Source organism: Stenotrophomonas sp. YJH_SMC_64 (assembly GCF_059371375.1).
Window position 1 is genome coordinate 62,391 of record NZ_JCAFUN010000003.1, and the last position, 23,195, is coordinate 85,585.

At 67.5% G+C, this 23,195-nt stretch carries 20 protein-coding genes; 16 read left to right on the forward strand and 4 right to left on the reverse strand.

All coding sequences use genetic code 11. From position 1 onward, the window contains the following. Positions 1 to 24 precede the first annotated feature (24 nt). The gene (locus AC5P9L_RS03530; protein ID WP_099472739.1) at positions 25 to 1,269 is read right to left on the reverse strand and encodes an efflux RND transporter periplasmic adaptor subunit; all 1,245 of its coding nucleotides are present in this window, start codon (positions 1,267 to 1,269) and stop codon (positions 25 to 27) included. Positions 1,270 to 1,457: 188 nt separating this feature from the next. On the opposite strand from AC5P9L_RS03530, the gene AC5P9L_RS03535 reads away from it, so the two are divergent. The 11 genes from AC5P9L_RS03535 to AC5P9L_RS03585 all read left to right on the forward strand — a co-directional run bounded on the left by AC5P9L_RS03535 (position 1,458) and on the right by AC5P9L_RS03585 (position 13,389). Beyond that, positions 1,458 to 2,777 carry a M20 family metallopeptidase gene (locus AC5P9L_RS03535; protein WP_012481426.1) on the forward strand — a complete coding sequence of 440 codons (1,320 nt, stop codon included), beginning with the start codon at positions 1,458 to 1,460 and terminating at the stop codon, positions 2,775 to 2,777. Between the two features lie 625 nt (positions 2,778 to 3,402). After that, complete coding sequence (gene queF, locus AC5P9L_RS03540; protein ID WP_012481425.1) at positions 3,403 to 4,221, forward strand: NADPH-dependent 7-cyano-7-deazaguanine reductase QueF; 819 nt, start codon at positions 3,403 to 3,405, stop codon at positions 4,219 to 4,221. 285 nt (positions 4,222 to 4,506) lie between these two features. Beyond that, positions 4,507 to 4,800 carry a LysM peptidoglycan-binding domain-containing protein gene (locus AC5P9L_RS03545; RefSeq protein WP_005411287.1) on the forward strand — a complete coding sequence of 98 codons (294 nt, stop codon included), beginning with the start codon at positions 4,507 to 4,509 and terminating at the stop codon, positions 4,798 to 4,800. A 45-nt stretch (positions 4,801 to 4,845) separates the two neighbouring features. After that, entirely contained in the window at positions 4,846 to 5,358 is a 513-nt protein-coding gene (locus tag AC5P9L_RS03550) for a hypothetical protein (protein WP_005411286.1), read from the forward strand. Positions 5,359 to 5,700: 342 nt separating this feature from the next. Then, entirely contained in the window at positions 5,701 to 7,923 is a 2,223-nt protein-coding gene (locus AC5P9L_RS03555; RefSeq protein WP_005414674.1) for an NADP-dependent isocitrate dehydrogenase, read from the forward strand. A gap of 314 nt (positions 7,924 to 8,237) precedes the next feature. Beyond that, positions 8,238 to 9,200 (forward strand): hypothetical protein, encoded by a 963-nt coding sequence (locus AC5P9L_RS03560; protein WP_024957688.1) that lies wholly within the window; start codon positions 8,238 to 8,240, stop codon positions 9,198 to 9,200. Next, positions 9,193 to 9,741 (forward strand): GTP-binding protein, encoded by a 549-nt coding sequence (locus AC5P9L_RS03565; protein WP_005411282.1) that lies wholly within the window; start codon positions 9,193 to 9,195, stop codon positions 9,739 to 9,741. Before AC5P9L_RS03560 ends, AC5P9L_RS03565 begins: the two co-directional genes overlap by 8 nt. Continuing rightward, positions 9,734 to 10,150, forward strand: a complete 417-nt coding sequence (locus AC5P9L_RS03570; protein ID WP_005411281.1) for a roadblock/LC7 domain-containing protein — start codon at positions 9,734 to 9,736, stop codon at positions 10,148 to 10,150. Before AC5P9L_RS03565 ends, AC5P9L_RS03570 begins: the two co-directional genes overlap by 8 nt. A 53-nt stretch (positions 10,151 to 10,203) precedes the next feature. Then, entirely contained in the window at positions 10,204 to 10,563 is a 360-nt protein-coding gene (locus AC5P9L_RS03575) for a hypothetical protein (protein ID WP_005411280.1), read from the forward strand. Positions 10,564 to 10,709: 146 nt separating this feature from the next. Next, the gene (gene aceK, locus AC5P9L_RS03580) at positions 10,710 to 12,440 is read left to right on the forward strand and encodes a bifunctional isocitrate dehydrogenase kinase/phosphatase (protein ID WP_049395367.1); all 1,731 of its coding nucleotides are present in this window, start codon (positions 10,710 to 10,712) and stop codon (positions 12,438 to 12,440) included. A gap of 61 nt (positions 12,441 to 12,501) precedes the next feature. Continuing rightward, positions 12,502 to 13,389 (forward strand): energy transducer TonB, encoded by an 888-nt coding sequence (locus AC5P9L_RS03585; RefSeq protein WP_043034296.1) that lies wholly within the window; start codon positions 12,502 to 12,504, stop codon positions 13,387 to 13,389. 34 nt (positions 13,390 to 13,423) lie between these two features. Here the strand turns inward: AC5P9L_RS03585 and AC5P9L_RS03590 are convergent, their stop codons facing one another. From AC5P9L_RS03590 to trxA, 3 genes are all read right to left on the reverse strand, one after another. Further along, complete coding sequence (locus AC5P9L_RS03590) at positions 13,424 to 14,998, reverse strand: sensor domain-containing diguanylate cyclase (protein WP_005411277.1); 1,575 nt, start codon at positions 14,996 to 14,998, stop codon at positions 13,424 to 13,426. Positions 14,999 to 15,207: 209 nt separating this feature from the next. Continuing rightward, a complete protein-coding gene (rho, locus tag AC5P9L_RS03595; protein WP_049395351.1) occupies positions 15,208 to 16,956 on the reverse strand; it encodes a transcription termination factor Rho in 1,749 nt (582 codons plus the stop codon). Between the two features lie 228 nt (positions 16,957 to 17,184). Further along, positions 17,185 to 17,514 (reverse strand): thioredoxin, encoded by a 330-nt coding sequence (gene trxA / locus AC5P9L_RS03600; protein ID WP_005411275.1) that lies wholly within the window; start codon positions 17,512 to 17,514, stop codon positions 17,185 to 17,187. 511 nt (positions 17,515 to 18,025) lie between these two features. Here trxA and rhlB point away from each other — a divergent pair. The 5 genes from rhlB to ung all read left to right on the forward strand — a co-directional run bounded on the left by rhlB (position 18,026) and on the right by ung (position 23,141). Continuing rightward, positions 18,026 to 19,753: an ATP-dependent RNA helicase RhlB gene (rhlB, locus tag AC5P9L_RS03605; RefSeq protein ID WP_049395352.1), complete on the forward strand. Its 1,728-nt coding sequence runs from the start codon at positions 18,026 to 18,028 to the stop codon at positions 19,751 to 19,753. Positions 19,754 to 19,930: 177 nt separating this feature from the next. Then, on the forward strand, positions 19,931 to 20,617 hold the full coding sequence (ftsE, locus tag AC5P9L_RS03610) for a cell division ATP-binding protein FtsE (protein WP_005411273.1): 687 nt from the start codon (positions 19,931 to 19,933) through the stop codon (positions 20,615 to 20,617). 3 nt (positions 20,618 to 20,620) lie between these two features. Continuing rightward, positions 20,621 to 21,568: a permease-like cell division protein FtsX gene (gene ftsX, locus AC5P9L_RS03615; RefSeq protein ID WP_227415287.1), complete on the forward strand. Its 948-nt coding sequence runs from the start codon at positions 20,621 to 20,623 to the stop codon at positions 21,566 to 21,568. 7 nt (positions 21,569 to 21,575) lie between these two features. Beyond that, positions 21,576 to 22,418 (forward strand): response regulator, encoded by an 843-nt coding sequence (locus AC5P9L_RS03620; protein ID WP_005411271.1) that lies wholly within the window; start codon positions 21,576 to 21,578, stop codon positions 22,416 to 22,418. Between the two features lie 9 nt (positions 22,419 to 22,427). Next, complete coding sequence (gene ung / locus AC5P9L_RS03625; protein ID WP_005414662.1) at positions 22,428 to 23,141, forward strand: uracil-DNA glycosylase; 714 nt, start codon at positions 22,428 to 22,430, stop codon at positions 23,139 to 23,141. Positions 23,142 to 23,195: the final 54 nt, after the last annotated feature.

Here is a 23,195-nt window from a genome sequence, read left to right on the forward strand (position 1 = left end):
GCGAGGGAGAACCGTGGCCTGCGCTCAGCGCGGACCGCCACCGCGACGGCCACCGCCGCCACCGTTCTTCTGTTCGGCCGCCTTCAGCTCGGCCTCGGTTGGTGCGGCCGGGGTTTCGCCCGGCTTCAGTGCGGTGACCTTGCTGCCCGGCTTCAGGCGGAACTGGCCTTCACTGACCACCCGCTCGCCGCCCTTCAGGCCTTCGGCGATCTGCACCTGGCTGTCGCCCACTTCCACGCCGCTGCGCACGGTCTGCATCTTCACCGTGTTGTCGCCCTGCACGACGTAGACGTACTCGCCATCCGGCCCACGCAGCACGGCCTGGGTCGGAATGACCACGCCGCCGGCAATCGTGCGCAGCTGCATGCGCACGTTGACAAACTGGCCCGGCCACAGGCTGTTGTCGGTGTTGTCGAACAGCGCGCGCGCCTTGAAGGTGCCGCTGTCGGCACTGATCAGGTTGTCGACCACGTCCAGCTTGCCGTCGCCGGACAGCACGTGCGAGTCGGCGCGGTCCAGTGCCGCCACCGGCACCGCGCCGGCGGCCTGCGCCTGGCGCACGTCGCCGAGCTGGCGTTCGGGCAGGTTGAACAGGACGTGGATCGGGTGGATCTGGGTCAGGGTGACCAGCGCGGTGCCGGCGTTGACCACGTTGCCCGCGTCGACCGCGCGGATGCCGGCGATGCCGGTGATCGGTGCGGTGACCCTGGTGTACTGCAGCTGCACCTGTGCCGAGCGCATGCTGGCTTCGTTCGCCGCGACTGCGCTTTCGTACTGTGCCACTTGGTTTCGCTGTGTATCCAGATCGGTCTTGGCGACGAACTGGCGGTACTCCGGCGCATTGGAGCGCTGGTAGTTGGAGCGCGCGGTGGCCAGCAGCGCCTCGTTCTGGCGCTTGGCTGCCGCGGCCTGGTCGTAGCTGGCCTGGGCGGTGCGTGGATCGATTACTGCCAGCACGTCGCCCTTCTTCACTTCCTGGCCTTCGCGGAAGTTCAGGCTCATCAGCTGGCCACCGACCTGCGGGCTGACGGTGACGGTGTTCATTGCCGTCACGGTACCCAGTGCGCTGGCATACACCGGTACGTCCTGGTGCGTGGCCTCGACCACGGTCACCGGCACCGGGCCGGCATCCGGGTCTTCGCCACCCTGGCGCGCTCCCGCTGCCGGCTTTCCAGCCTTGTCCTTGCCCCCGCCGATGACGCGCAGGCCGACCACGGCCAGCACCAGAACCGCCACGACCAGCAGCACGATCTTCCAAACACGTGACATTACGAGGACTCCAAGAGGGCTGGACGGGGCGCGGCCCCGGTTGGCAATGCGCAAAGCATACCTGTGCCACATCACGTTTCCTGCATGACGGATGGGACGGGCGCTAAGACCGGATCCGGCCGCGGAGGTTCCCGTGGCGGCGGTGTTGCCCTACATTCAGCTGGACCCCTCTTGCTGTGGAGATTGCGATGCGCCGTTCGCTGCTGTTGTCCGCCCTGCTGCTGGCCCTGCCGGCCGTTGCCCACGCCCAGGACGGGCAACGGCCCGAAGTGACCGCCGCTGCCCAGCGCCTGCAGGCCAAGGTGGTTGAATGGCGCCGCGACTTCCATCAGCACCCGGAACTGTCCAACCGCGAGGCGCGCACCTCGGCCGAGGTCGCCAAGCGCCTGCGTGCGATGGGCTTGAAGCCGAAGACCGGCATCGCCCACCACGGCGTGGTGGCGATCATCGAAGGCGGCAAGCCCGGCCCGAAGATCGCGCTGCGTGCGGACATGGACGCGCTGCCGGTAACCGAACAGACCGGGCTGCCGTTCGCCTCCAAGGCCACCGACCAGTACCGCGGCCAGACCGTGGGCGTGATGCATGCCTGCGGCCATGACGCGCACACCGCCACCTTGCTGGGCGTGGCCGAAGCGCTGGTGTCGATGAAGAAGGACCTGCCGGGCCAGGTGATGCTGATCTTCCAGCCGGCCGAGGAAGGCGCACCGCCGCCGGAAGAGGGCGGTGCCGCGCTGATGCTGAAGGAAGGCCTGTTCGCCGACTTCAAGCCGGAGGCGGTGTTTGGCCTGCATGTGTTCTCCAGCGTGCAGGCCGGTCAGATCGCGGTTCGCGGTGGCCCATTGATGGCCGCCTCGGATCGTTTCGGGATCAAGGTGATCGGTCGCCAGACGCACGGCTCGGCACCGTGGAACGGTGTCGACCCGATCGTTGCCACCGCTGATCTGGTCGGTACCGCGCAGACCATCGTCAGCCGCCGCGCGAATCTGTCCAAGCAGCCGGCGGTGCTGACCTTCGGTGCGATCAACGGTGGCATCCGCTACAACATCATTCCCGATGAAGTGGAGATGGTCGGCACCATCCGCACCTTCGACGAGGGCATGCGCCAGCAGATCTTCGCCGACCTGCGCAACGTCGCCGAGCACACCGCCGCCGCGCACGGTGCGAAGGCGGTGACCGACATCTACGAATCAGAAGGCAACCCGGCCACGGTGAACGACCCGGCGCTGACCGCGAAGATGCTGCCGAGCCTGCAGGCGGTGGTGGGCAAGGACAACGTGTACGAGCCACCGCTGCAGATGGGCGCGGAGGATTTCTCGCTGTACGCGAAGGAAGTGCCGGGGATGTTCTTCTTCGTTGGTTCCACCAGCGTGGGCATCGACCCGGCGACGGCGCCCGCCAATCATTCGCCGAAGTTCCTGCTGGATGAGAAGGCGCTGGATGTCGGACTGCGCGCGTTGCTGCAGGTGAGCCTGGATTACCTGCACGGTGCCGGCACGCCTGCGGGGTGAGGGTTTCCGGCAGGGCTTGCAGCCCTGCACCCGCCTAAATCAACGTCAACGTCAAAAGCGGGCATTCCGTGGGATGGCGGGGTGGGTCCGGTTGAGGGGGACGCCGTAAACCCGTCCATGGGGGCTTGGCCGCGGCATCCATGCCGCGGACACCCCCTCAACCGGACCCACCCCGCCTTCGACAGTTTCCCGCGGCTGTTGGTGCCCGCTGCTGTTGGTGGGTGCCGACCGTTGGTCGGCACGGCGGACGTCATGAATGTCTGAAGGATCGGCTTCTGATTTTGATTTTCCTGATCTTTCCCGTGGTGGTGGTGGCGCGCAAGGAACTGTCAGGGGCCGGGTGGGTAGGCGGGGCGGGGGTGTCCGCGGCATGGGCCCGAGGCATGCCTCGGGCGGGTTGGGCAGGACGCCCAACCCAGGCCTTGCCGTGTGCGCAGGACAGCGCACACGAGCAAGCCGCGGCCAAGCCCCCAAGGACGGGTTTACGGCGTCCCCCGACCCGCCTACCCACCCGGCCAAGCCGATAGACCGCCTTCCACGACCAACCAACAAAACCACCACGGAGGGGCTCCGCCGTTGGCCAGCCCGGCCGAAGGCCCGCCGTCCGCGCGATACAATGACCCCCATGAACACCCCACAGGATTCCAGCCTCGGTCGCGAGGTCAGTTACCCGTCGCAGTACGATCCCGGCCTGCTGTTTCCCATCCCCCGCAGCGGCGCCCGCGCCGAAATCGGCCTCGATGACGCCGCGCTGCCGTTCGTCGGCCATGACCGCTGGCACGCCTTCGAGCTGAGCTGGCTCGACCCGCGTGGCAAGCCGCAGGTGGCCGTGGCCACCGTGCAGGTGCCGTGCACTTCGCCGCGGCTGATCGAATCGAAGTCGTTCAAGCTGTACCTCAACTCCCTCAACAGCACCCGCATCGACAGCGCCGAGGCACTGCGCGCGCGCATCGTGGCGGATCTGTCAGATTGTGCCGGTGCGCCGGTCCAGGTCGAGTTCGGGCTGCCGGGCCTGCGCGAGACGCCGCTCGGTGAATCCATCGACGGGCTGGAGCTGGAGATCGACTGCTACGGCCCGCCGCAGGCGGACTTTCTCTCGGCCAATGCCGGTGAGGTGGTGGAGGAGACCCTGGTCTCGGCACTGCTGAAGTCCAACTGCCCGGTCACCGGCCAGCCGGACTGGGCGACGGTCAGCCTGCGTTACCGCGGGCCGAAGATCGATCGTGCCGGCCTGCTGCGCTATCTGGTCAGCTACCGCGAGCACGCCGAGTTCCACGAGCAGTGCGTTGAGCGGATCTTCAGCGAGGTGTCTGCGCGCTGCCAGCCGCAATGGCTGGAAGTGGAGGCGCGCTATACCCGCCGTGGCGGCCTGGACATCAATCCGTGGCGTGCCAGTCCCGGCATTGCCGCCCCGGCCGCGACCTACCGCGAACTGCGCCAGTAACCGCCGCAGGCGGTTGCCCGTTGTGCCGGGCCATGCCCGGCGAACACCGGCCAGCGGCCGGCACTACCATGATTCGCAGGCGGTTACGGGTAGTGCCGGCCGCTGGCCGGCAATCGGCCAAGGCCGGATCCCCCTGGCACAGCCGACCAGCGGCCGGCACTACCGGGCACCGTCTCTCCCGATTGTTCAGCCGCCCCCCGGGGCGGCTTCACATCTGCACCATCCCCATTTAACAACCGCCATGGCACCGTGCGAGCCACGTAGTCATGCAGACGGGAGTTGTGGATGAGTACCGAGAAGAAAGCCGATTTCTCCGGCGTCAGCGCCAGCGTCGACAGTACCGCCGAGCAGGTGCCGAAGGCGGACTTCTCCGGCGTGAGCGCTTCGGTGGACAGCACCGCCGAGATCGTCAGCGGCGGCACCTATACCGTGCAGAAGGGTGACTCGCTGTCGAAGATCGCCAAGCAGCATCTGGGCGACGCCAACGCCTGGAAGAAGATCTTCGAAGCCAATCGCGATGTGCTTGACGACCCGGACAAGATCTTCCCGGGCCAGACCCTGAAACTGCCGCCGAAGTAAGCCGGCGATCAAACGCCGTCCGACAATCCCTGGGAGGAACCCCGAATGATCAAGACCACCCCGCTCCAGACCGCCCTGATCGCCGCCCTGTTGGGCAGCGTTGCCTTGGTCGGTTGCAAGAAGAAGGAAGAGTCGACCGACACCAACGCCGCTCCGGCCGCCACGGCTCCGGCCGAGCCGGCAGCGCCGGCACCGATGACCGGTGCACCGCCGCCGATGGCGGAAGCTGCCGCGGTCAGCGTTTCCACCGTCACCGTGGGCAAGACCGCTGCCGCCGACAAATCGGTCGCCCCGGCTGCACTGTTCTCGCCGAAGGATGATGTCATCGTCTCGGTCAAGACCGATGGCGCCGCCAACAACGTCAATGTCGGTGCCAAGCTGACCTTCCAGGACGGCCAGGTGGCCGGCGAACAGACCGCGACCCTGAATGCCAGCGGCGCGGAGACCACCAACGTCACGTTCAAGAATGCAAAGGGCTGGCCGGCCGGCAAGTACCGCGCCGAGGTCACGGTCGATGGCAAGGCGGCTGGAACGCCGCAGGAGTTCGAGGTCAAGTAAGTCCTGCCGACTCTCTCCCGGCAGGACTCACGATGGACGCAGCCGCAAGGCTGCGTCCTTTTTTATTGGCCGGTGGCTGGCTTCATCCATGCATGGCGTGGATTCACTGACGGCGGCGTTCGCGCAGATCCACGCCGCGCGTGGATGGATCACAGCGTTGCCGCCGTGCAGTACCGCCGCGTATGGCGCGGCTTTGCCCCGCGCGGCTGAAAACGCGACAATGCAGGGGTTTCCCCGCCGCGCGCCCACCCTGACGGCGACGGGGGAAAGCGACACGGTTGCACGTGGCCCGGCGCTGGCGCCGGCCTTCCCCTGAGCATTGCTACAGAGTCCAAGTCCCCCATGTCCAAGATCCTCTACACGCTGACCGACGAAGCACCGTTCCTGGCGACCCAGTCGCTGCTGCCGATCGTCGACGCCTACACCGCCACTGCCGGCATCGTGGTGGAAACCCGTGACATCTCGCTGTCCGGCCGCATCCTGTCGCAGTTCCCGGAACTGCTGTCCGACGCGCAGAAGGTCAGCGACGACCTGGCCGAGCTGGGCCAGCTGGCGACCACCCCGGACGCCAACATCATCAAGCTGCCGAACATCTCCGCCTCGGTGCCGCAGTTGAAGGCGGCCATCAAGGAACTGCAGGACCAGGGCTATCCGCTGCCGGATTACCCGGAAACCCCGGCCGACGACCAGCAGCGCGACTACAAGGCGCGCTACGACAAGGTCAAGGGCAGTGCGGTGAACCCGGTTCTGCGCGAAGGCAACTCCGACCGTCGTGCACCGCTGTCGGTGAAGAACTACGCGCGCAAGCACCCGCACCGCATGGGCGCCTGGGCGTCGGATTCGAAGTCGCACGTCGCGCACATGGCCGCCGGCGATTTCTACGGCAGCGAGAAGTCGGCCACCCTGGCCAACGCCGGTGCGCTGAAGATCACCTTCCACGGCAAGGACGGCAGCGCCGTCGTGCTGAAGGAAAAGACCACGGTCAAGGCCGGCGAGATCGTCGATGCCGCCGTCATGAGCCGCAAGGCGCTGGCCGCGTTCATCGGTGAGCAGATCGCCGATGCCAAGGCCCAGGGCGTGCTGTTCTCGCTGCACCTGAAGGCGACCATGATGAAGGTCTCCGACCCGATCATGTTCGGCGTGGCGGTCAACGAGTTCTACAAGGACGTGCTGGCCAAGCACGCCGACGTGCTCAAGCAGGCCGGTTTCGATGCCAACAACGGCATCGGTGACCTGGCCGCGCGCCTGCCGTCGCTGCCGGAAGCCACCCGCGCCGCGATCGAAGCGGACCTGGCCGCCGAGTACGCGCAGCGTCCGGGCGTGGCCATGGTCAATTCGGACAAGGGCATCACCAACCTGCACGTGCCGAGCGACGTGATCGTCGACGCCTCGATGCCGGCGATGATCCGCGACTCGGGCAAGATGTGGAACGCCGAAGGCAAGCTGCAGGACACCAAGGCGGTCATTCCGGACCGCTGCTACGCCGGCGTGTACCAGGCCGTCATCGACGACTGCAAGGCGCACGGCGCCTTCGACCCGGCCACCATGGGCTCGGTGCCGAACGTCGGCCTGATGGCGCAGAAGGCCGAAGAGTACGGTTCGCACGACAAGACCTTCCAGATTGCTGCCGACGGCGTGGTCAAGGTCACCGACGATGCCGGCAACGTGGTGTTCGAACACGCCGTGGAAGCCGGTGACATCTGGCGCATGTGCCAGACCAAGGACGCGCCGATCCAGGACTGGGTCAAGCTGGCCGTCGAACGCGCCCGCCTGAGCAGCACCCCGGCCGTGTTCTGGCTGGATGCCGCCCGCGCCCACGACGCGCAGGTCATCGCCAAGGTCGAGCAGTACCTGAAGAACCACGACACCACCGGCCTGGACATCCGCATCCTGCCGCCGGTGGAAGCCACCGCGTTCTCGCTGGACCGCATCCGCAAGGGCGAGGACACCATCTCGGTGACCGGCAACGTGCTGCGCGACTACCTGACCGACCTGTTCCCGATCATGGAGCTGGGCACCAGCGCCAAGATGCTGTCGATCGTGCCGCTGATGGCCGGTGGCGGCCTGTTCGAGACCGGCGCCGGTGGTTCGGCCCCGAAGCACGTGCAGCAGTTCGTCGAAGAGGACTACCTGCGCTGGGATTCGCTGGGTGAGTTCCTGGCCCTGGCCGCGTCGCTGGAACACCTGGGCAACCGCTACGACAACGCCGCCGCCCGCGTGCTGGCCAAGGCGCTGGACGAAGCCAACGGCCAGTTCCTGGACAACGACAAGTCGCCGTCGCGCAAGCTGGGTGGCATCGACAACCGTGGCAGCCACTTCTACATCGCGCTGTACTGGGCGCAGGCGCTGGCCGCACAGGACGAAGATGCGGCACTGAAGGCACGCTTCGCACCGCTGGCCAAGGCACTGACCGACAACGAGCAGAAGATCGTCGAAGAGCTGATCGCGGTGCAGGGCAAGGCCGTGGACATCGGCGGCTACTACCGCCCGGACGTCGCCAAGGCGAGCAAGGCGATGCGCCCGAGCGCGACCTTCAACGCCGCGCTGGAGCAGCTGCGCGGCTGATCCATCGCCGTTCGGTTGTGACACCGGAACCCGCGCTTCGGCGCGGGTTTCTTTTGGGCTCCGGGTCAGAACCCTTTTGCCATGCAAAAGGGTTCTGACCCCATTCGACCCGCGTCCAGAACCGTGATTCCCGTCGGCTGTCGGAATGTCGTCAACGAGGCATGAAACTTGCCCGCGATGGCCGTCGCAGAACTGATCGGACACCGTCTGCAACCGCCCTCGATCTGAGCAGTCGATCACGACGGCTGCCGCTGGCGATGCCCTAGCCTTGGCGACGCGAGGCCACCGGGGAGGTGGCCGCACGGGGAACACGGATGGCACGCGTGCTGGTAGTGGGAACCGACATCCAGGGCGAGCAGGCCCTGCTGCAGCGGCTGCGCGTGGCATCGGCCCTGCCGGACGGCCAGATCCGCCGCAGCCAGGACCTGGACGATTGCGACCTGCTGGTCATCCGCGATACGCCGGCGCTGCGCAACGCGGCCCAGCGCATGCGCCAGCAGCGTCCGCGACTGCAGTGCTGGATCGAAGACATCGGCGGCCAGCTGCGTGATGGCGACGGGCACCAGGACGTGCTTGATGACAGTGCCATCGGTCGCGCGCTGCGCCGCATGCAGTTGGCAGTGGAGCCCTTGGCCATGCACGCACCCGCACCGATCCGCCTGGCTGATGGTGCGCATGCCATCACCCGTCTGCTGCGCGAGCGGCTGCCGCTGCGACAGGGCCAGGCACTGCTGAGTGATGCGGGCGAGCCACTGCTGCTGATGGACCTTGAGCATGACCAGGCCGTGCTGCTGCAGGAACCGGCTACGGCCCTGGTGGAGCGTTTGGCCGATGCCTTCGAACGCCTGCAGCTGGATGCGCTGACACCCGCACGCCTGCATGGCCTGGCCGGCGAGCGGCCACGCCAGCCACTGCGGCCGCTGCTGTGGCAATGGGCGCAACGTAGCCGCCATTGGCAGGCACTGGACGAACGCCTGCGCGGTGCTTCGGTAAAGCTGCTGCGCTGGCCCGATTTCCGTGTGCTGGGCCATGACCATGATGGCTTCCGCCTGTGCTCGCTGCTGCTCAAGCGCGCGTGCACGGTGGACGAGTGCGCGATGTTGCTTGATCTGCCGCCTGCGGCCGTGCGCGATTTCATCCATGCCGCTTACCTGTGCGGTTACGCGCAGCTGCAGGCAGCACCGGCGGTACCGCTGGCGGAACGCGCTGCCGGCGCTGACAACGGCCTGCTCGCCCGCCTGTGGCGTCACCTGCGTGGGAGCGAGCGCAATGCGTGAGCACAAGGTGGTGGTGCTGGGCGGCATGGGCAGTGGCAAGTCGACCCTGGTGCGCAGCATCGCGGCCGGCGCGGTGGTCGACACCGACGTGGCCAACAGCGACCGCCTCGGTGCCGACAAGGCCTCCACCACGGTCGCCCTGGACTATGCGGATATCGACCTGCCCAATGGCGAGCGGCTGCGCCTGTATGGCACGCCGGGACAGCAGCGTTTCGATTTCCTCTGGCCGATCCTGCTGCAGGGCGCCCGCGGCGCCGTGCTGCTGCTGGATGCGCGGCGCGCGGGCGTGGTTGCCGAACTGGAGGATTATCTGCAGGTGTTGCGGCCGTTCGCATCGTCATTGGCGCTGGTGGTGGCCGTCACCCATCTCGACCAGGCACCGCACGCCGCGCTGGACGACTGGGCCGCCCGTGCCTGCCTTGATGACCAGCCGCTGCCGCTACTGGCCGTGGATACCCGCGACCGCGAACAGGGATTGCTGCTGATGGATGTATTGATGGGCGAGATGGAAGCGCACGCACTGGTGGCCGCGCATGGCTGACGGGCAGGTGGCGCTACTGCCCGACGCCGGCCAGCGTGAGCGCCTGCAGCCCTTGCTGCGAGACCTGCAGCAGCGGGTGGAAGGCATACGCACGGTGGTGCTGGCCAGTGTGGATGGCTTCGCCCTGGTCAGTGCCGGTGCCGAAGGGCGCGGTGAACGCCTGGCAGCGATGACCAGCGCGATGCTGGCGCTGGCTGCAGCGGTCGGGCGCGAACTTGTGCTTGGGGATCTGCAGACGCTGATGCTGGAGGCCGCGGGCGGCAAGGTGCTGATGCTGGCGATCCAGGCCGAGGGGCGCGTGCCGTTGCTGCTGATGGCGGCCTGCGACCAGCGCAGCGTGATCGGCCAGGTGCTGTGGCAGAGCAGGGAATGTGGCCAGGCGATCCTGGCCGAACTCGGCGGATCGTGAGCCCGGCCGCAGGGGAACGAGGGGCTCGAACCAACATCGACAAGGGGTGCGACGTGGCTGGACTGAATGAATCGTTGAACGCACTGATGGGCATCGACGGCGCGCAGGCAGTGGCGCTGGTTGACTATGAAAGCGGCATGCTGCTGGGCGAAGCCGGTGCCGGCATGGACATGGAAGTGGCCGCCGCCGGCAACACCGAAGTGATCCGTGCCAAGATGAAGACCGCCGCATCGCTGAACCTCAACGACAGCATCGAGGACATCCTGATCTCGCTGGGCAAGGCGTACCACATCATGCGCCCGGTGGCGAAGAAGAAGGGCCTGTTCTTCTACATCGTGCTGGACCGTACCAGGTCCAACCTGGCATTGGCGCGGCGCAAGGTGCAGGACGTGGAAGCCGAACTGGCGATCTGAGCCAGTAGTGCCGGCTGCTGGCCGGCATCTGCATCGATCCATCGACGGTCCAGGTGCTGCCGGCCAGCGGCCGGCACTACCTTCGCGCTCGACGGCATCGCACACGCCAGCGTATGGTGAAGCCGGTCCTTCCGGGTGAGCCATGCATGTCCAGGCCTGACATCGCTGCCGAGCTGGCACCGCGCATCGCGGTAGCCATCCGCGATGGTTTCGAGCAGTACCACGCCCGCTTTGCGGCGATCACCGCGCGGGCGCGGCAGCGCTTCGAGCAGCGCAACTGGGCCGGTGCGCGACAGGATGCGGTCGAGCGCATCGCCCTGTACGACCTGTGCATCGCCGAGCAGATGGATGCGCTGCGCCGCCTTGCCGGTGACGCGATCGGCGAGCGCGTGCTGTGGTTGCGGGTGCACGCCCGCTATAGCGCGCTGCTGCAGGGCCTGATCGACGCCGAGCTGTACAAGACCTTCTACAACACGTTGTCGCGGCGCCTGTTTGCCACCCGGGGCGTGGACCCGGCGCTGGAGTTCATCGCCTTCGATGTCGAACCCTCCGATGCCATCACCCACCCGGTGGCGCGGCATACCTACGCGGTTTCGCCGACGCGGCCGGTGGAGGCGCTGCAGCGGGTGCTGGCCGACTATCGCTTCGATATCCCCTATGCGCACCAGCTGCGCTGTGCCGCGGCCATCGCGGTGCGCCTGCAGGATGACCTGGCCCACTGGGGCGATACGCCGGTACGCAGCATCGAGCTGCTCGACACGGTGTTCTACCGCGAGCGCCGCGCTTACCTGGTTGGCCGCGTGTTCGGCGAGCACCGGTTCTCGCCGTGCGTGATTGCCCTGGTGAACGACGAGCGTGGCCTGCGCGCCGATGCGGTGCTGACCCGGCGCCGGGACGTGGCCCACCTGTTCGGCGTGTCACGCAGCTATTTCCAGGCCAACCTGGCCACGGTCGGTGATGCGGTGGTGTTCCTGCGCAGTCTGCTGCCGGGCAAGCCCATCGATGAGATATACACCGTGCTGGGCCGCGCCAAGCAGGGCAAGACCGAGCGCTACCGCACCTTCTTCCGTCATTTCAACGAGCACCCGCAGGAGCGGCTGGTGCATGCAGAGGGCACGCCGGGCATGGTCATGGCGGTGTTCACCCTGCCCAGTTACCCGCTGGTGTTCAAGCTGATCCGCGACCGTTTCGCGTGGCCCAAGGCGATGTCGCGACAGCAGGTGGAAGAGAAGTACGCGCTGGTGTTCAACCTCGATCGTGTCGGCCGCCTGCTCGATGCGCAGCCCTATCGTCATCTGCGCTTCCCGCGCCAGCGCTTCGCGCCGGCCTTGCTGGATGAACTGCTGCAGCAGTGCGCGCAGAGCGTACGCATCGATGGCGATGAGGTCGAAGTCGCACTGTGCTATGTGCAGCGTCGTTTTCGTCCCTTGAATCTGTACCTGCGCGAGCAGGGCGCGGAGGCGGTGCGGGCGGCGGTGCTCGACTATGCGCAGGCGATCACCGACATGGCGCGCAACAACATCTTCCCCGGTGACATGCTGCCGAAGAATTTCGGCGTATCACGGCACGGCCGGGCCGTGTTCTACGACTACGACGAGCTGTGTCTGGTCAGCGACTGCGTCTTCCGCGCCTGGCCGCAGCCGCGTACGCCGGAGGAAGCGATGTCCGACGAGCCATGGTTCCATGTCGGTCCGCGCGACGTGTTTCCCGAGCGCTTCGGCCCGTTCATGGGCCTGCCCGCTGCAGAGCTGGCAGCGGTGCGCGAGCACTACCGGCACCTGTTCGACCCGGGCTGGTGGCAGGGCCTGCAGGAACGCTTCGCCCGAGGTGACTATCCGGACACGCCGCCCTATGCTGGCGCGCACCGGTTGGCGTGAGCCAGCTGTCATGGGTGTTGGGACTGAGGTACTCTCGCCCTTCATCACCAAGGATCCGGCAATGATGCGTTCCCCATTGTTCCTCGCTCTCGCGTTGGCCGTCGGTGCCGGCGCTCCGCTGTTAGCCGGCGATGCCAACGCGCAGACCACGCGCGCGGTGCGTGCCACCACCGAATTGAGCATGACACTGACCGGAAAGATCGAGGTCACGGCAGAAGGCGCAGTCAGCGCTCTGGTGCTCGATCAGAAGGCAAACATCAGCCCGGGTGTTGCCGCGTTTGTTGAACGCACCATTCGCCCTTGGCGTTTCGAGCCGACGCGGGTCGATGGCAAGGCCGTCGCCGCACAGGCACCGTTTCGGGTGCGTCTGCGTGGCAAGTCCACGGGCAAGGGCGACTACGAAGTCAGCATGACCAGCGTGGATTTCAGCGAGTACGATCCAAAGGCCACCGATTCGGTGACCGCAGAGCGCCTGGCGCCGCCGCGCTATCCGGACGAGGCAATGAGGATCGGTGGTCAGGGCGATGTGATCCTGATCATCAAGGTCGCCCGTGATGGCACGGTGGCCGACGTCATCGCCGAGCAGGTCAACATGACCGTGGCGGGGCCGGAGCGGACCATGGCCAAGCTGCGCGATGTGCTGGCCAAGGCCAGCATCAATACCGCCCGCAAGTGGACCTTCATTCCTCCAAGCAGCGGGAAGGACGTCACACGGGAATTCTGGTCGGTACGCGTGCCGGTCAACTATGCGTTCTCGGATGATCGCAATGCCGCTGCCGAGCGCTATGGCCGCTGGCGCGCCTTCATTCCAGGACCGAAGCAGCGCGCACCGTGGGTGACCGGTGACGCGGCGGAAAACGGCAGCGACCTGCTGCCCGAGGGCGGCATCTACATGGTCGACGGCGCCAAGCGCGGCCTGCGCCTGCTGACGCCGCTGGAGCAGGGCTGACGGTCACTGCGGAGCCGGCCAGCCCGGCTTCGCGTCAATCGGCGTAGGGGTAGACCACCACTCGGTTGCGGCCCTGTTCCTTGGCCAGGTACAGCGCCTTGTCGGCCAGCCGCAGCGCCTGCTCGGCATCGACATGGAAGCTGGGGAAGTGGGCCACGCCCAGCGAGACGGTGATGGTGCCGACCGGTTCAAACGGATGGTCGGCAATGTGCTGGCGCAGACGCTCGCCAGCCTGTCGCGCTGACTCGGCGCTGATGCCCGGCAACAGCAGCAGGAACTCCTCGCCGCCGGCGCGGCAGAGGATGTCGCTGTCGCGCGAGTAGCGGCGCATCTGGTTGGCGATGTGGACGATGGCAGCGTCGCCGACGTCATGGCCGTGGTTGTCATTGATCGATTTGAAGCGATCGATGTCCAGCGCCAGGATCGCGAACGGGATGCCCTGTACCTGCAGGGCATCCAGCGCCTGCTGCAGGCCGCGGCGGTTGAGAAGACTGGTCAGCGGATCGGTGCGGCTGGCGCGGTTGAGCGTGCCGATGCGGTCCTGCAGTGCATTGAAGCTGTGCAGTACCGCCTGCTTGAGCTGGGCGACCTCGAAGTACCACGCGCGGATGCCGCTGACGTGGCTGATCGCATTGCCGGTGTCTTCGCCGCCCTGCACGTTGCGTGCGAGCTGCCACAGCGGCATCGAGATGCGACGGGCGAACCACCAGGTGATCAGCAGCGACAGCAGGCCCAGCGGGATTGCGTTCCAGATTACCGCAGTCATCAACCGCGACAGCGGCTGCAGCGTGGCCTCGGTCGGGCGCTGGGCGATGATGCCCCAGCCGGTGGCCGCCACCGGCGCATAGCCGGCCAGCATCGACACGCCCAGGTTGTTGCGCACCTGCTGCGCGCCACGCTCGCCGCGCACCACGGCCTTTACTGCGGGGTTGCCGACCACGTAGTCGCCCACCCGCTTGCCATCGGCGTGGTACAGCAGGCGGCCATGGCGATCGACCACGTACAGGTAGGAACCATCACGGTAGTAGTGCTTGCCCAGCAGCGTGTGCAGTGCGCTGCGCTGGCGCAGGTACAGGGTGCCGCTGACGTAACCACGGTAGTGGCCCTGGCGATCGAAGATCGGGTGCGACAGCGAGACCAGCAGCTTGCCGGTGGCCGACTGGTACGGGTCGCTGATCATCGGCTGGCGCGCGGCCAGCGCGGCATTGTTGCCGACGCTGTGCAGCACTTCGCCCTGCAGCTGCAGGGTCTGCGGCGAGGTGGCGATCACCAGGCCGTCGGCATCCACCACCAGCGAAGAGTTGAAGCTGTTGGTCTGCAGCTGCAGGCGGCTGGCTTCGTCCTGGGCCTGTGCCGGGTCGAGGTTGCCCTGGCCGAGCCGCGTGGCGGCGTAGGCCAGTTCCTGCTGGGCAGCCAGCAGGAAGTTCTGGGTCGTTTCGGCCAGTTTGGTGGCGTAGACGCGGTTGGCCTCCAGGGTGTTGCCGACCAGCTGGTCGCGCTGCACCCGGTAGCTGGCCAGCAGGGTGTTGGCCAGCGCGATGATGGCGCTGAGCAGGGCCAGGGCGAGGATCAGCTTGCCCAGGTTGAGGCGGGGAGACAGCGTTCGCATGCGTCGACGGATCCGGCAGGAGGCTGGACCCGACCGGTTCTCCGGAAGGGGCGACAGCGGGAATCGGTGGCCAGGCCCTCGGGGCCGGGCAGGGCATCGGGCGGATTATCGCCAAAACCGGGCGGCTGTGAAGTGAAGTGGGTCGCCCTGCAGGTGAAAAAAAACCTGCCGCAGCGAGCGGCAGGTTCTTTTCGATGCAATGCCGTGGCTCAGCGCTTCATCGAACCGAAGAACTCGTCGTTGGACTTGGTGTTCTTCATCTTGTCCAGCAGGAACTCCATCGCCGCCATTTCATCCATCGGATGCAGCAGCTTGCGCAGGATCCAGATCTTCTGCAGCAGTTCCGGTTCGATCAGCAGGTCTTCGCGGCGGGTACCCGAACGGTTGATGTCGATGGCCGGGAACACGCGCTTTTCAGCGATACGACGGCTCAGGTGCACTTCGCTGTTGCCGGTGCCCTTGAACTCTTCGTAGATCACCTCGTCCATCTTCGAGCCGGTGTCGACCAGCGCGGTGGCGATGATGGTCAGGCTGCCGCCTTCTTCCACGTTGCGCGCGGCACCGAAGAAGCGCTTCGGGCGGTGCAGGGCGTTGGCGTCCACGCCACCGGTCAGCACCTTGCCCGAGCTCGGCACCACGTTGTTGTAGGCGCGGGCCAGGCGGGTGATCGAGTCGAGCAGGATCACCACGTCCTTCTTGTGCTCGACCAGGCGCTTGGCGCGCTCGATGACCATTTCGGCCACCTGCACGTGGCGCGCGGCCGGTTCGTCGAAGGTCGAGCTGATGACCTCGCCGCGCACGGTGCGCTGCATTTCGGTCACTTCTTCCGGGCGCTCGTCGATCAGCAGCACGATCAGGTGCACGTCCGGGTGGTTGGTGGTGATGGCGGTGGCGACCTGCTGCATCATCATGGTCTTGCCGGCCTTCGGCTGCGACACGATGAGCGAGCGCTGGCCCTTGCCCTGCGGCGCCATCAGGTCGAGGATGCGGCCGGTGATGTCTTCCGACGAACCGTTGCCGCGCTCCAGGGTGAAGCGGCGGCGCGGGAACAGGGCGGTCAGGTTCTCGAACAGCACCTTGTTCTTCGACGCTTCGATCGGCTCGCCGTTGATGGTGTCGACGATGTTCAGCGCGAAGTAGCGCTCGCCGTCCTTCGGGAAGCGGATGCGGCCGGAGATATGGTCGCCGGTGCGCAGGTTGAAGCGGCGGATCTGGCTGGGCGAGATATAGGTGTCGTCCGGGCCGGCCAGGTAGCTGGCTTCGGCCGCGCGCAGGAAGCCGAAGCCGTCCGGCAGGATTTCCAGCACGCCGTCGGCGGCGACGCCGTCACCGTGGCGGGTCAGTACCTTCAGCAGGGCGAAGATCACATCCTGCTTGCGGGCGCGTGCCACGCCTTCGGAGATCTGCAGCTGCTCGGCGATTTCCAACAGCTTCTGTGCCGGCATGCGCTTGAGGTCGCTCAGCGAATAGACCGGGAAGCCTTCCGGTACGTTGGCGTGCGGACGCGGCACGAAGGGCTGCTGCTCGCCGCCGTCGTTGGGCATGCCGTCGTCGCGGAAGCGGTTGTTGTTGCGGTCACGGTCACGGTCGCGGCGGTTGCGGAAGCGGTCACGGCGGTTGCCCTGGCCTCCCTGGCCCTGCTGGCCGTTCTGGTTGTACGGGTTCTGGCCCTGGTTCTGGCCACCGCCCTGGTGGTTCTGCTGCCGCGGCTGGCCGGATTCGCGACCCTCACCACCTTCGCCACCGCCACTGCTGGCAGGGGCCTCGGCGGCGGGCGCGCTCGGTGCGGGGGCGGGGGCCGGTGCCTCGGGCGCGGCGGCCAGCGGCAGGGTCGGCTGCGCCGGAGCGGCGCTGGTTTCGGCGGCTGCCGGGGCGGCGGCCTTGCTCACGCGGGGCTTGCGCACGCGCTTTTCGGCGGGCGCATCGGCGCTGCCGGTTTCGGAAGTGTTATCGGACAAGAGCGTTATTCCTCGCTTGAAGGTGCGAGCGCCCGGCTGGGGCGGCGAACGTTGGGAATGGGTCTGGAAGAAACTGCGTCCAGAGGGTGCGGCACGCGAACGCGGCCGGATGTGCCGACACTATCATCGGCCTGCGGCGCCGTGCAAGGGCTGCCGGGAACAGCATTCATCATGGACGCAGGGCGTCCGCCGGCAGCCGCGGGTGGCGGCTGCCGGAAAACAGCAGGATCAGGCCAGGGCCTTGTCCAGCAGGCCGGCCAGCTGGGCCTTGCCCACCGCACCGATCTGCTCGCCGACCTTCTCGCCGTCCTTGAACACGACCAGGTACGGGATCGAACGCACGTGGTACTTGGCGGCCAGCGCACGATTGTGGTCGACGTTGACCTTGGCGATCTTGGCGCGGCCCTGGTAGGCATCGGCCAGTTCGTCCAGCGCCGGGGCGATCATCTTGCACGGGCCACACCATTCGGCCCAGAAATCGACCAGCACCGGTTCCTTGGAATTCAGCACTGCGCTATCAAAGTCGGCGTCGCCGACATGTACAACCTTGTCGCTCATCTTGGTTTCTCGTCTTGGATTGCACCCGGCCATGCCGGAGGTGGGTGAACTGGGCCATGCCCGGTGGCGCGACCCTCGTCGTTGCCTCGCGGCGCACTGCCGCGGTGCGTTCGGCGGGATGCCTGGACGCTCACGGCCGGCAGTGTACCCCTATCGCAGGGCGGGGACAGGCGCCGGCTGGAACCCAGCGTATCGTGATCGCTTCGAAGCCCGGTATGTGTCGGATTTCACTGTCTTCCCGAAGATGGGGGTGGCAGCGGGCGACACCAGCGGGACCGGCGGGGTCGTTCAAGTCCCGTGTGGCTGGATGAAGGCGCGCCGTCTCTCCATCCGGTGAGACGGGGCATTCCGGTTTGCCGGCCCGAGTGCGTTAAACTGGGCCATTGTGCGGCGCGCGGACCGGGTGGTCCCAGCCTGCCAACCCGCCGCAGGGGCCGCAGTTTGCGACGGTGCCCCTAGACGATGAAGTGCCAGCCGCCCCACGGGCCGGCGGCCATACCAAGACGGACTCATGAGCGACAAACCGCTGACCGATTTGACCTTTTCCTCCTTCGAGCTGCACCCGGCCCTGCAGGCCGGCCTTGAAGGAGCCGGATTCACCCGCTGCACCCCGATCCAGGCGCTGACCCTGCCGGTCGCGCTGCCCGGCGGTGATGTTGCCGGCCAGGCCCAGACCGGCACCGGCAAGACCCTGGCCTTCCTGGTCGCTGTCGTGAACCGCCTGCTGACGCGTCCGGCGCTGGCCGATCGCAAGCCGGAAGATCCGCGCGCGCTGATCCTCGCCCCGACCCGCGAGCTGGCCATCCAGATCCACAAGGATGCGGTGAAGTTCGGTTCCGACCTGGGCCTGCGCTTCGCCCTGGTCTATGGCGGCGTGGATTACGACAAGCAGCGCGAGCTGCTGCAGCAGGGCGTGGACGTGATCATCGCCACCCCGGGCCGCCTGATCGACTACGTCAAGCAGCACAAGGTGGTGTCGCTGCACGCCTGCGAGATCTGCGTGCTGGACGAAGCCGACCGCATGTTCGACCTGGGCTTCATCAAGGACATCCGCTTCCTGCTGCGCCGCATGCCGGAGCGCACCACCCGCCAGACCCTGCTGTTCAGTGCCACCCTCAGCCACCGCGTGCTGGAGCTGGCCTACGAGCACATGAACGAGCCGCAGAAGCTGGTGGTCGAAGCCGAGACCATCACCGCCGCGCGCGTGCGCCAGCGCATCTACTTCCCGGCCGACGATGAGAAGATCCCGCTGCTGCTGGGCCTGCTTTCGCGCAGCGAAGGCGCGCGCACCATGGTCTTCGTCAACACCAAGGTGTTCGTCGAGCGCGTGGCGCGTTCGCTGGAAAAGGCCGGCTACCGTGTCGGCGTGCTGTCCGGCGACGTGCCGCAGAAGAAGCGCGAGAGCCTGCTCAACCGCTTCCAGAAGGGCCAGCTGGAAATCCTGGTGGCCACCGACGTGGCTGCGCGCGGCCTGCACATCGACGGCATCAAGTACGTCTACAACTACGACCTGCCGTTCGACGCCGAAGACTACGTGCATCGCATCGGCCGCACCGCGCGCCTGGGTGAAGAGGGCGACGCGATCAGCTTCGCCTGCGAACGCTATGCCATGGGCCTGCCGGACATCGAGGCCTACATCGAGCAGAAGATTCCGTCCGAGCCGGTCACCAAGGAACTGTTGACCCCGCTGCCGCGCCCGGAACGCCCGGCTCCGGCTGCAGGCGAGGAAGGCGAGGACAATGAAAGCGTCGGCCAGATCTTCCGCGAAGCGCGCGAAGCCCGTGCCGCCGAGGAAGAGCGTCGGGGCGGTGGCCGCAGTGGCGGCCGTTCCGGCGGTGGTGGTGGTGGCCGTGGTGGCCGTGACGGTGAGCGCAGCGGCGAACGCCGTTCGCGTGGCCCGCGCAAGCCACGCGCGGAAGGCGAGCAGGGCGCTGCCGCGCCGGCCGCCGGTGCCGAAGGCGCCGCTGCCCAGGCCCCGCGTCCGCCGCGCCCCCCGCGTGCCGAAGGCGCACCGGAAGCTGCGGTGGACGGCGAGCACAAGCCGCGCAAGCGCCGCCGCCGTCGCCACGGTCGTCCGGTCGAGGGTGCCGAGGGCGTGCAGAACGCCGCCGGCAATGGCGCCAGCCCGGTCACGCCGGTGCAGGTGGTGGCCAAGCCGGTGCGCACGGCTGCTGATACCGGCGATTCGTTCCTGACCCGCATCGGCCGCAAGATCCGCCGGATGCTGTCGGGCAGCTGATCGGCGCTGCCGATCAGCGGGTAGCACCCGACCGTTGGTCGGGTGGCTTCAAGGGCGTGCCGACCAACGGTCGGCACCCACCCTGGCCGGCAGTTGTGTGGGTTGCCGGCCAGCGGCCGGCACTACCGATCGTGTGACCGTCTCCACGACGTCGCGCCGGTCCTGCATAATCGGGGCATGAGTGTCCTGCGCTTCGACAATGTCAGCAAACAGTACGCCGGTGGCCACGAGGCACTGACCGATGTCAGCTTCGAGGTCGCGCCGGGCGAGATGCTGTTCGTCACCGGCCATTCCGGTGCGGGCAAAAGCACCCTGCTCAAGTTGATCCATCTGGACGAGCGGCCCAGCCGTGGCGCGGTGGTGTTCGACGAGCGCAACCTGCTGAAGGTGCGTGGCGGCGATGTGCCCCGCCACCGTCGCGCGGTGGGTGCGGTCTACCAGGACCACCGCCTGCTGATGGACCGCTCGATCGCCGAGAACGTGGCGCTGCCGCTGATCCTGCGCGGCACCCGCCGTGGCGACATCAGCAAGCGCGTGCGCTCGGTGCTGGAACGGATGGGCCTGGGCCACCGCGAGAAGGCGCTGCCCTCGCAGCTGTCGGCCGGTGAGCAGCAGCGCGTTGGCATCGCCCGCGCCATCGTCGGTGAGCCCAAGCTGCTGGTGGCCGATGAGCCGACCGGCAACCTCGACCCGACCCTGGCGGCGGAGATCATGGCCCTGTTCGCCGAGCTGCCCGCGCGCGGCACCAGCGTGCTGGTGGTCAGTCACGACCTGCCGCTGCTGCGCCGCATGCGCAAGCGCGTGCTGATCCTCGACCACGGCCGGCTGGTGGATGACATCTCGCCGCAGGATCTGGCGGAGTAACGCATGGCGAAGAACGAAAACAGCGAAGCCGCCGCCCCCTCGCGCGTGGGCGTCTGGTTCCAGCACCACGCGCACAGCGTGGTGTTCAGCCTCGGCCGTGCCTGCCGCAAACCGTGGGCGACCCTGCTGACGGTGATGGTCATGGCGCTGGCGCTGGCCCTGCCGCTGGGCCTGTCGATCGCGCTGGACAACCTCAAGCAGTTCGCCGGCAGCGTGCAGCAGTCGCGCGACATCAATGTGTTCCTGAAGGGCAACGTCGATGGCCCCGGCGCGCTGCGCCTGGCCGGCCAGCTGCGCGACCGCGACGACGTGGCCGAAGTGAACGTGCGCACGCCCGAGCAGGGCCTGCAGGAACTGCGCGACGCCGGCCTCGGCGAGGCGATCGACGCACTCAATGACAACCCGCTGCCCTCGCTGCTGGTGATCACTCCCGGCCAGGGCAAGGACGACGCGCGCCTGGCACGCGCGCTGGAGAGCCTGCCCGAGGCCGACCTGGTGCAGCACGATGCACTGTGGCGCCAGCGCCTGGATGCCTGGCTGGCGTTCGGCGCGCGGCTGGTGCAGGTGCTGTCGGTCCTGCTCGGCGTCGGTGCCGCGCTGGTGGTCGGCAACACCGTGCGCCTGGACATCCAGGCCCGCCGCGAAGAGATCGGCGTGCTGCAGCTGCTCGGCGCCAGTGATGGCTTCATCCGCCGCCCGTTCCTGTACCTGGGTGCGTGGTATGGCCTGGGCGCCGGCGCGGTTGCGCTGGCGCTGATCGGCGCCGCCGGTGCCGCACTGCGCGTGCCGCTGGCCGAACTCTCGCGCAGCTACGGCAGCCCGTTCGTGCTGCACGGCCTGGACCTGCTGCACGGTGGCCTGGTCCTGCTCGGCACGCTGCTGCTGGGCTGGCTGGGCGCGTGGCTGGTCACCGGCCACTTCCTGCGCCAGACCCGACCGACCGAAACCTGAAACCGGCATGCAACCGCAAGCGCTGAAGCACCTTGAAGGGCCCGCGACGCGGGTGATGGTGGTCGATGGCTCGAAGCTGGTCCGCAAGCTGATCGCCGACGTCCTGCAGCGCGACCTGCCAGGCGTGGAGGTGATCGGCTGCGACAGCATCGAGGATGCGCAGCAGGCGCTGGCGCAGGGCCCGGTGGACCTGGTGACCACCTCGCTGACCCTGCGTGATGGCGACGGCCTGGCGCTGGCGCGGATGGTCCGCGAAGCGGCCGGCCAGGCCTACGTGCCGGTGATCGTGGTGTCCGGCGATGCCCAGCAGCATCTGGAGCAGCGTCGCTTCACCGAGTACGTCACCGACTATTTCGACAAGGCGCTGGGCCACGAGGCGCTGGCGACCTTCATCCGCGGCTATGTGCAGCCGCAGACCATTCCCGGCGCGACCATCCTCTACATCGAGGACAGCCGCGTGGTGGCCGAGGCCACCAAGCGCATGCTCGAACGCCAGCAGTTGAACGTGCTGCACGTGGTCAGCGCCGAAGAGGCGTTCACCCTGCTCACCGCCGAGTCGCTGGGCCGCAGCCGCCACCGCATCGACCTGGTGCTGACCGACGTCACCCTGAAGGGGGAACTGAGCGGCCGCGACGTGGTGCAGCGCGTGCGCGTGGACTTCGGCTACGGCAAGCGCCGCCTGCCGGTGCTGGTGATGACCGGCGACGGCAACCCGCACAACCAGACCGGGCTGCTGCAGTCCGGCGCCAACGACCTGGTACTCAAGCCGATCGAAGAACGGCTGCTGGTCACCAAGGTGCTGTTCCAGCTGCGCCTGGCCCGGTTGAACGATGGACCCCTGATTCGATGAAGTGGTGCAATGATTGATGAAGTAGCGGACACCCCGACGATCCAGCTGGAACCGAGCTGGAAGCAGCATGTCGGCGATTACCTCCTGCAGCCGCAGATGCGCGAGCTGTCCGGCTTCCTGCGCCAGCGCAAGGCCAGTGGCGCGGCGGTATTCCCGCCCGGCCCGCAGATCTTCGCCGCATTCGACGCCACGCCATTCGAGCAGGTGAAGGTGGTGATCCTCGGCCAGGACCCGTACCACGGCCGTGGCCAGGCGCATGGCCTGAGTTTCTCGGTGCCGCCGGGCGTGCCGGTGCCGCCGTCGCTGCTGAACATCTACAAGGAGATCGAGAGCGATCTCGGTATCCCGCGCCCGGACCACGGCTGCCTGATCCCGTGGGCGCAACGCGGCGTGCTGCTGCTCAATGCCGTGCTGACGGTGGAGGAGGGCAAGGCCGGCGCACACCAGGGCCGTGGCTGGGAGGGCTTCACCGATCACGTGGTGGACGTGCTCAACCGCGAACGCGAAGGCTTGGTGTTCATGCTCTGGGGTGCCTACGCGCAGCAGAAGGGCAAGGTCATTGATACCCGTCGCCATCGCGTTCTGAAGGCCCCGCATCCGTCGCCGCTGTCGGCCCATCGTGGCTTCCTCGGCTGCCGCCATTTCTCGATGGCCAACGAGTACCTGCAGCGTCGCGGCCAGGCCCCGATCGACTGGTCGCTGCCGCCGCGCTCGGTGCTCTGAGCGCCGGCTGGCGGCCGGGCCTGAACGCCGGACAACGTTCCCTGGCCTGAATGG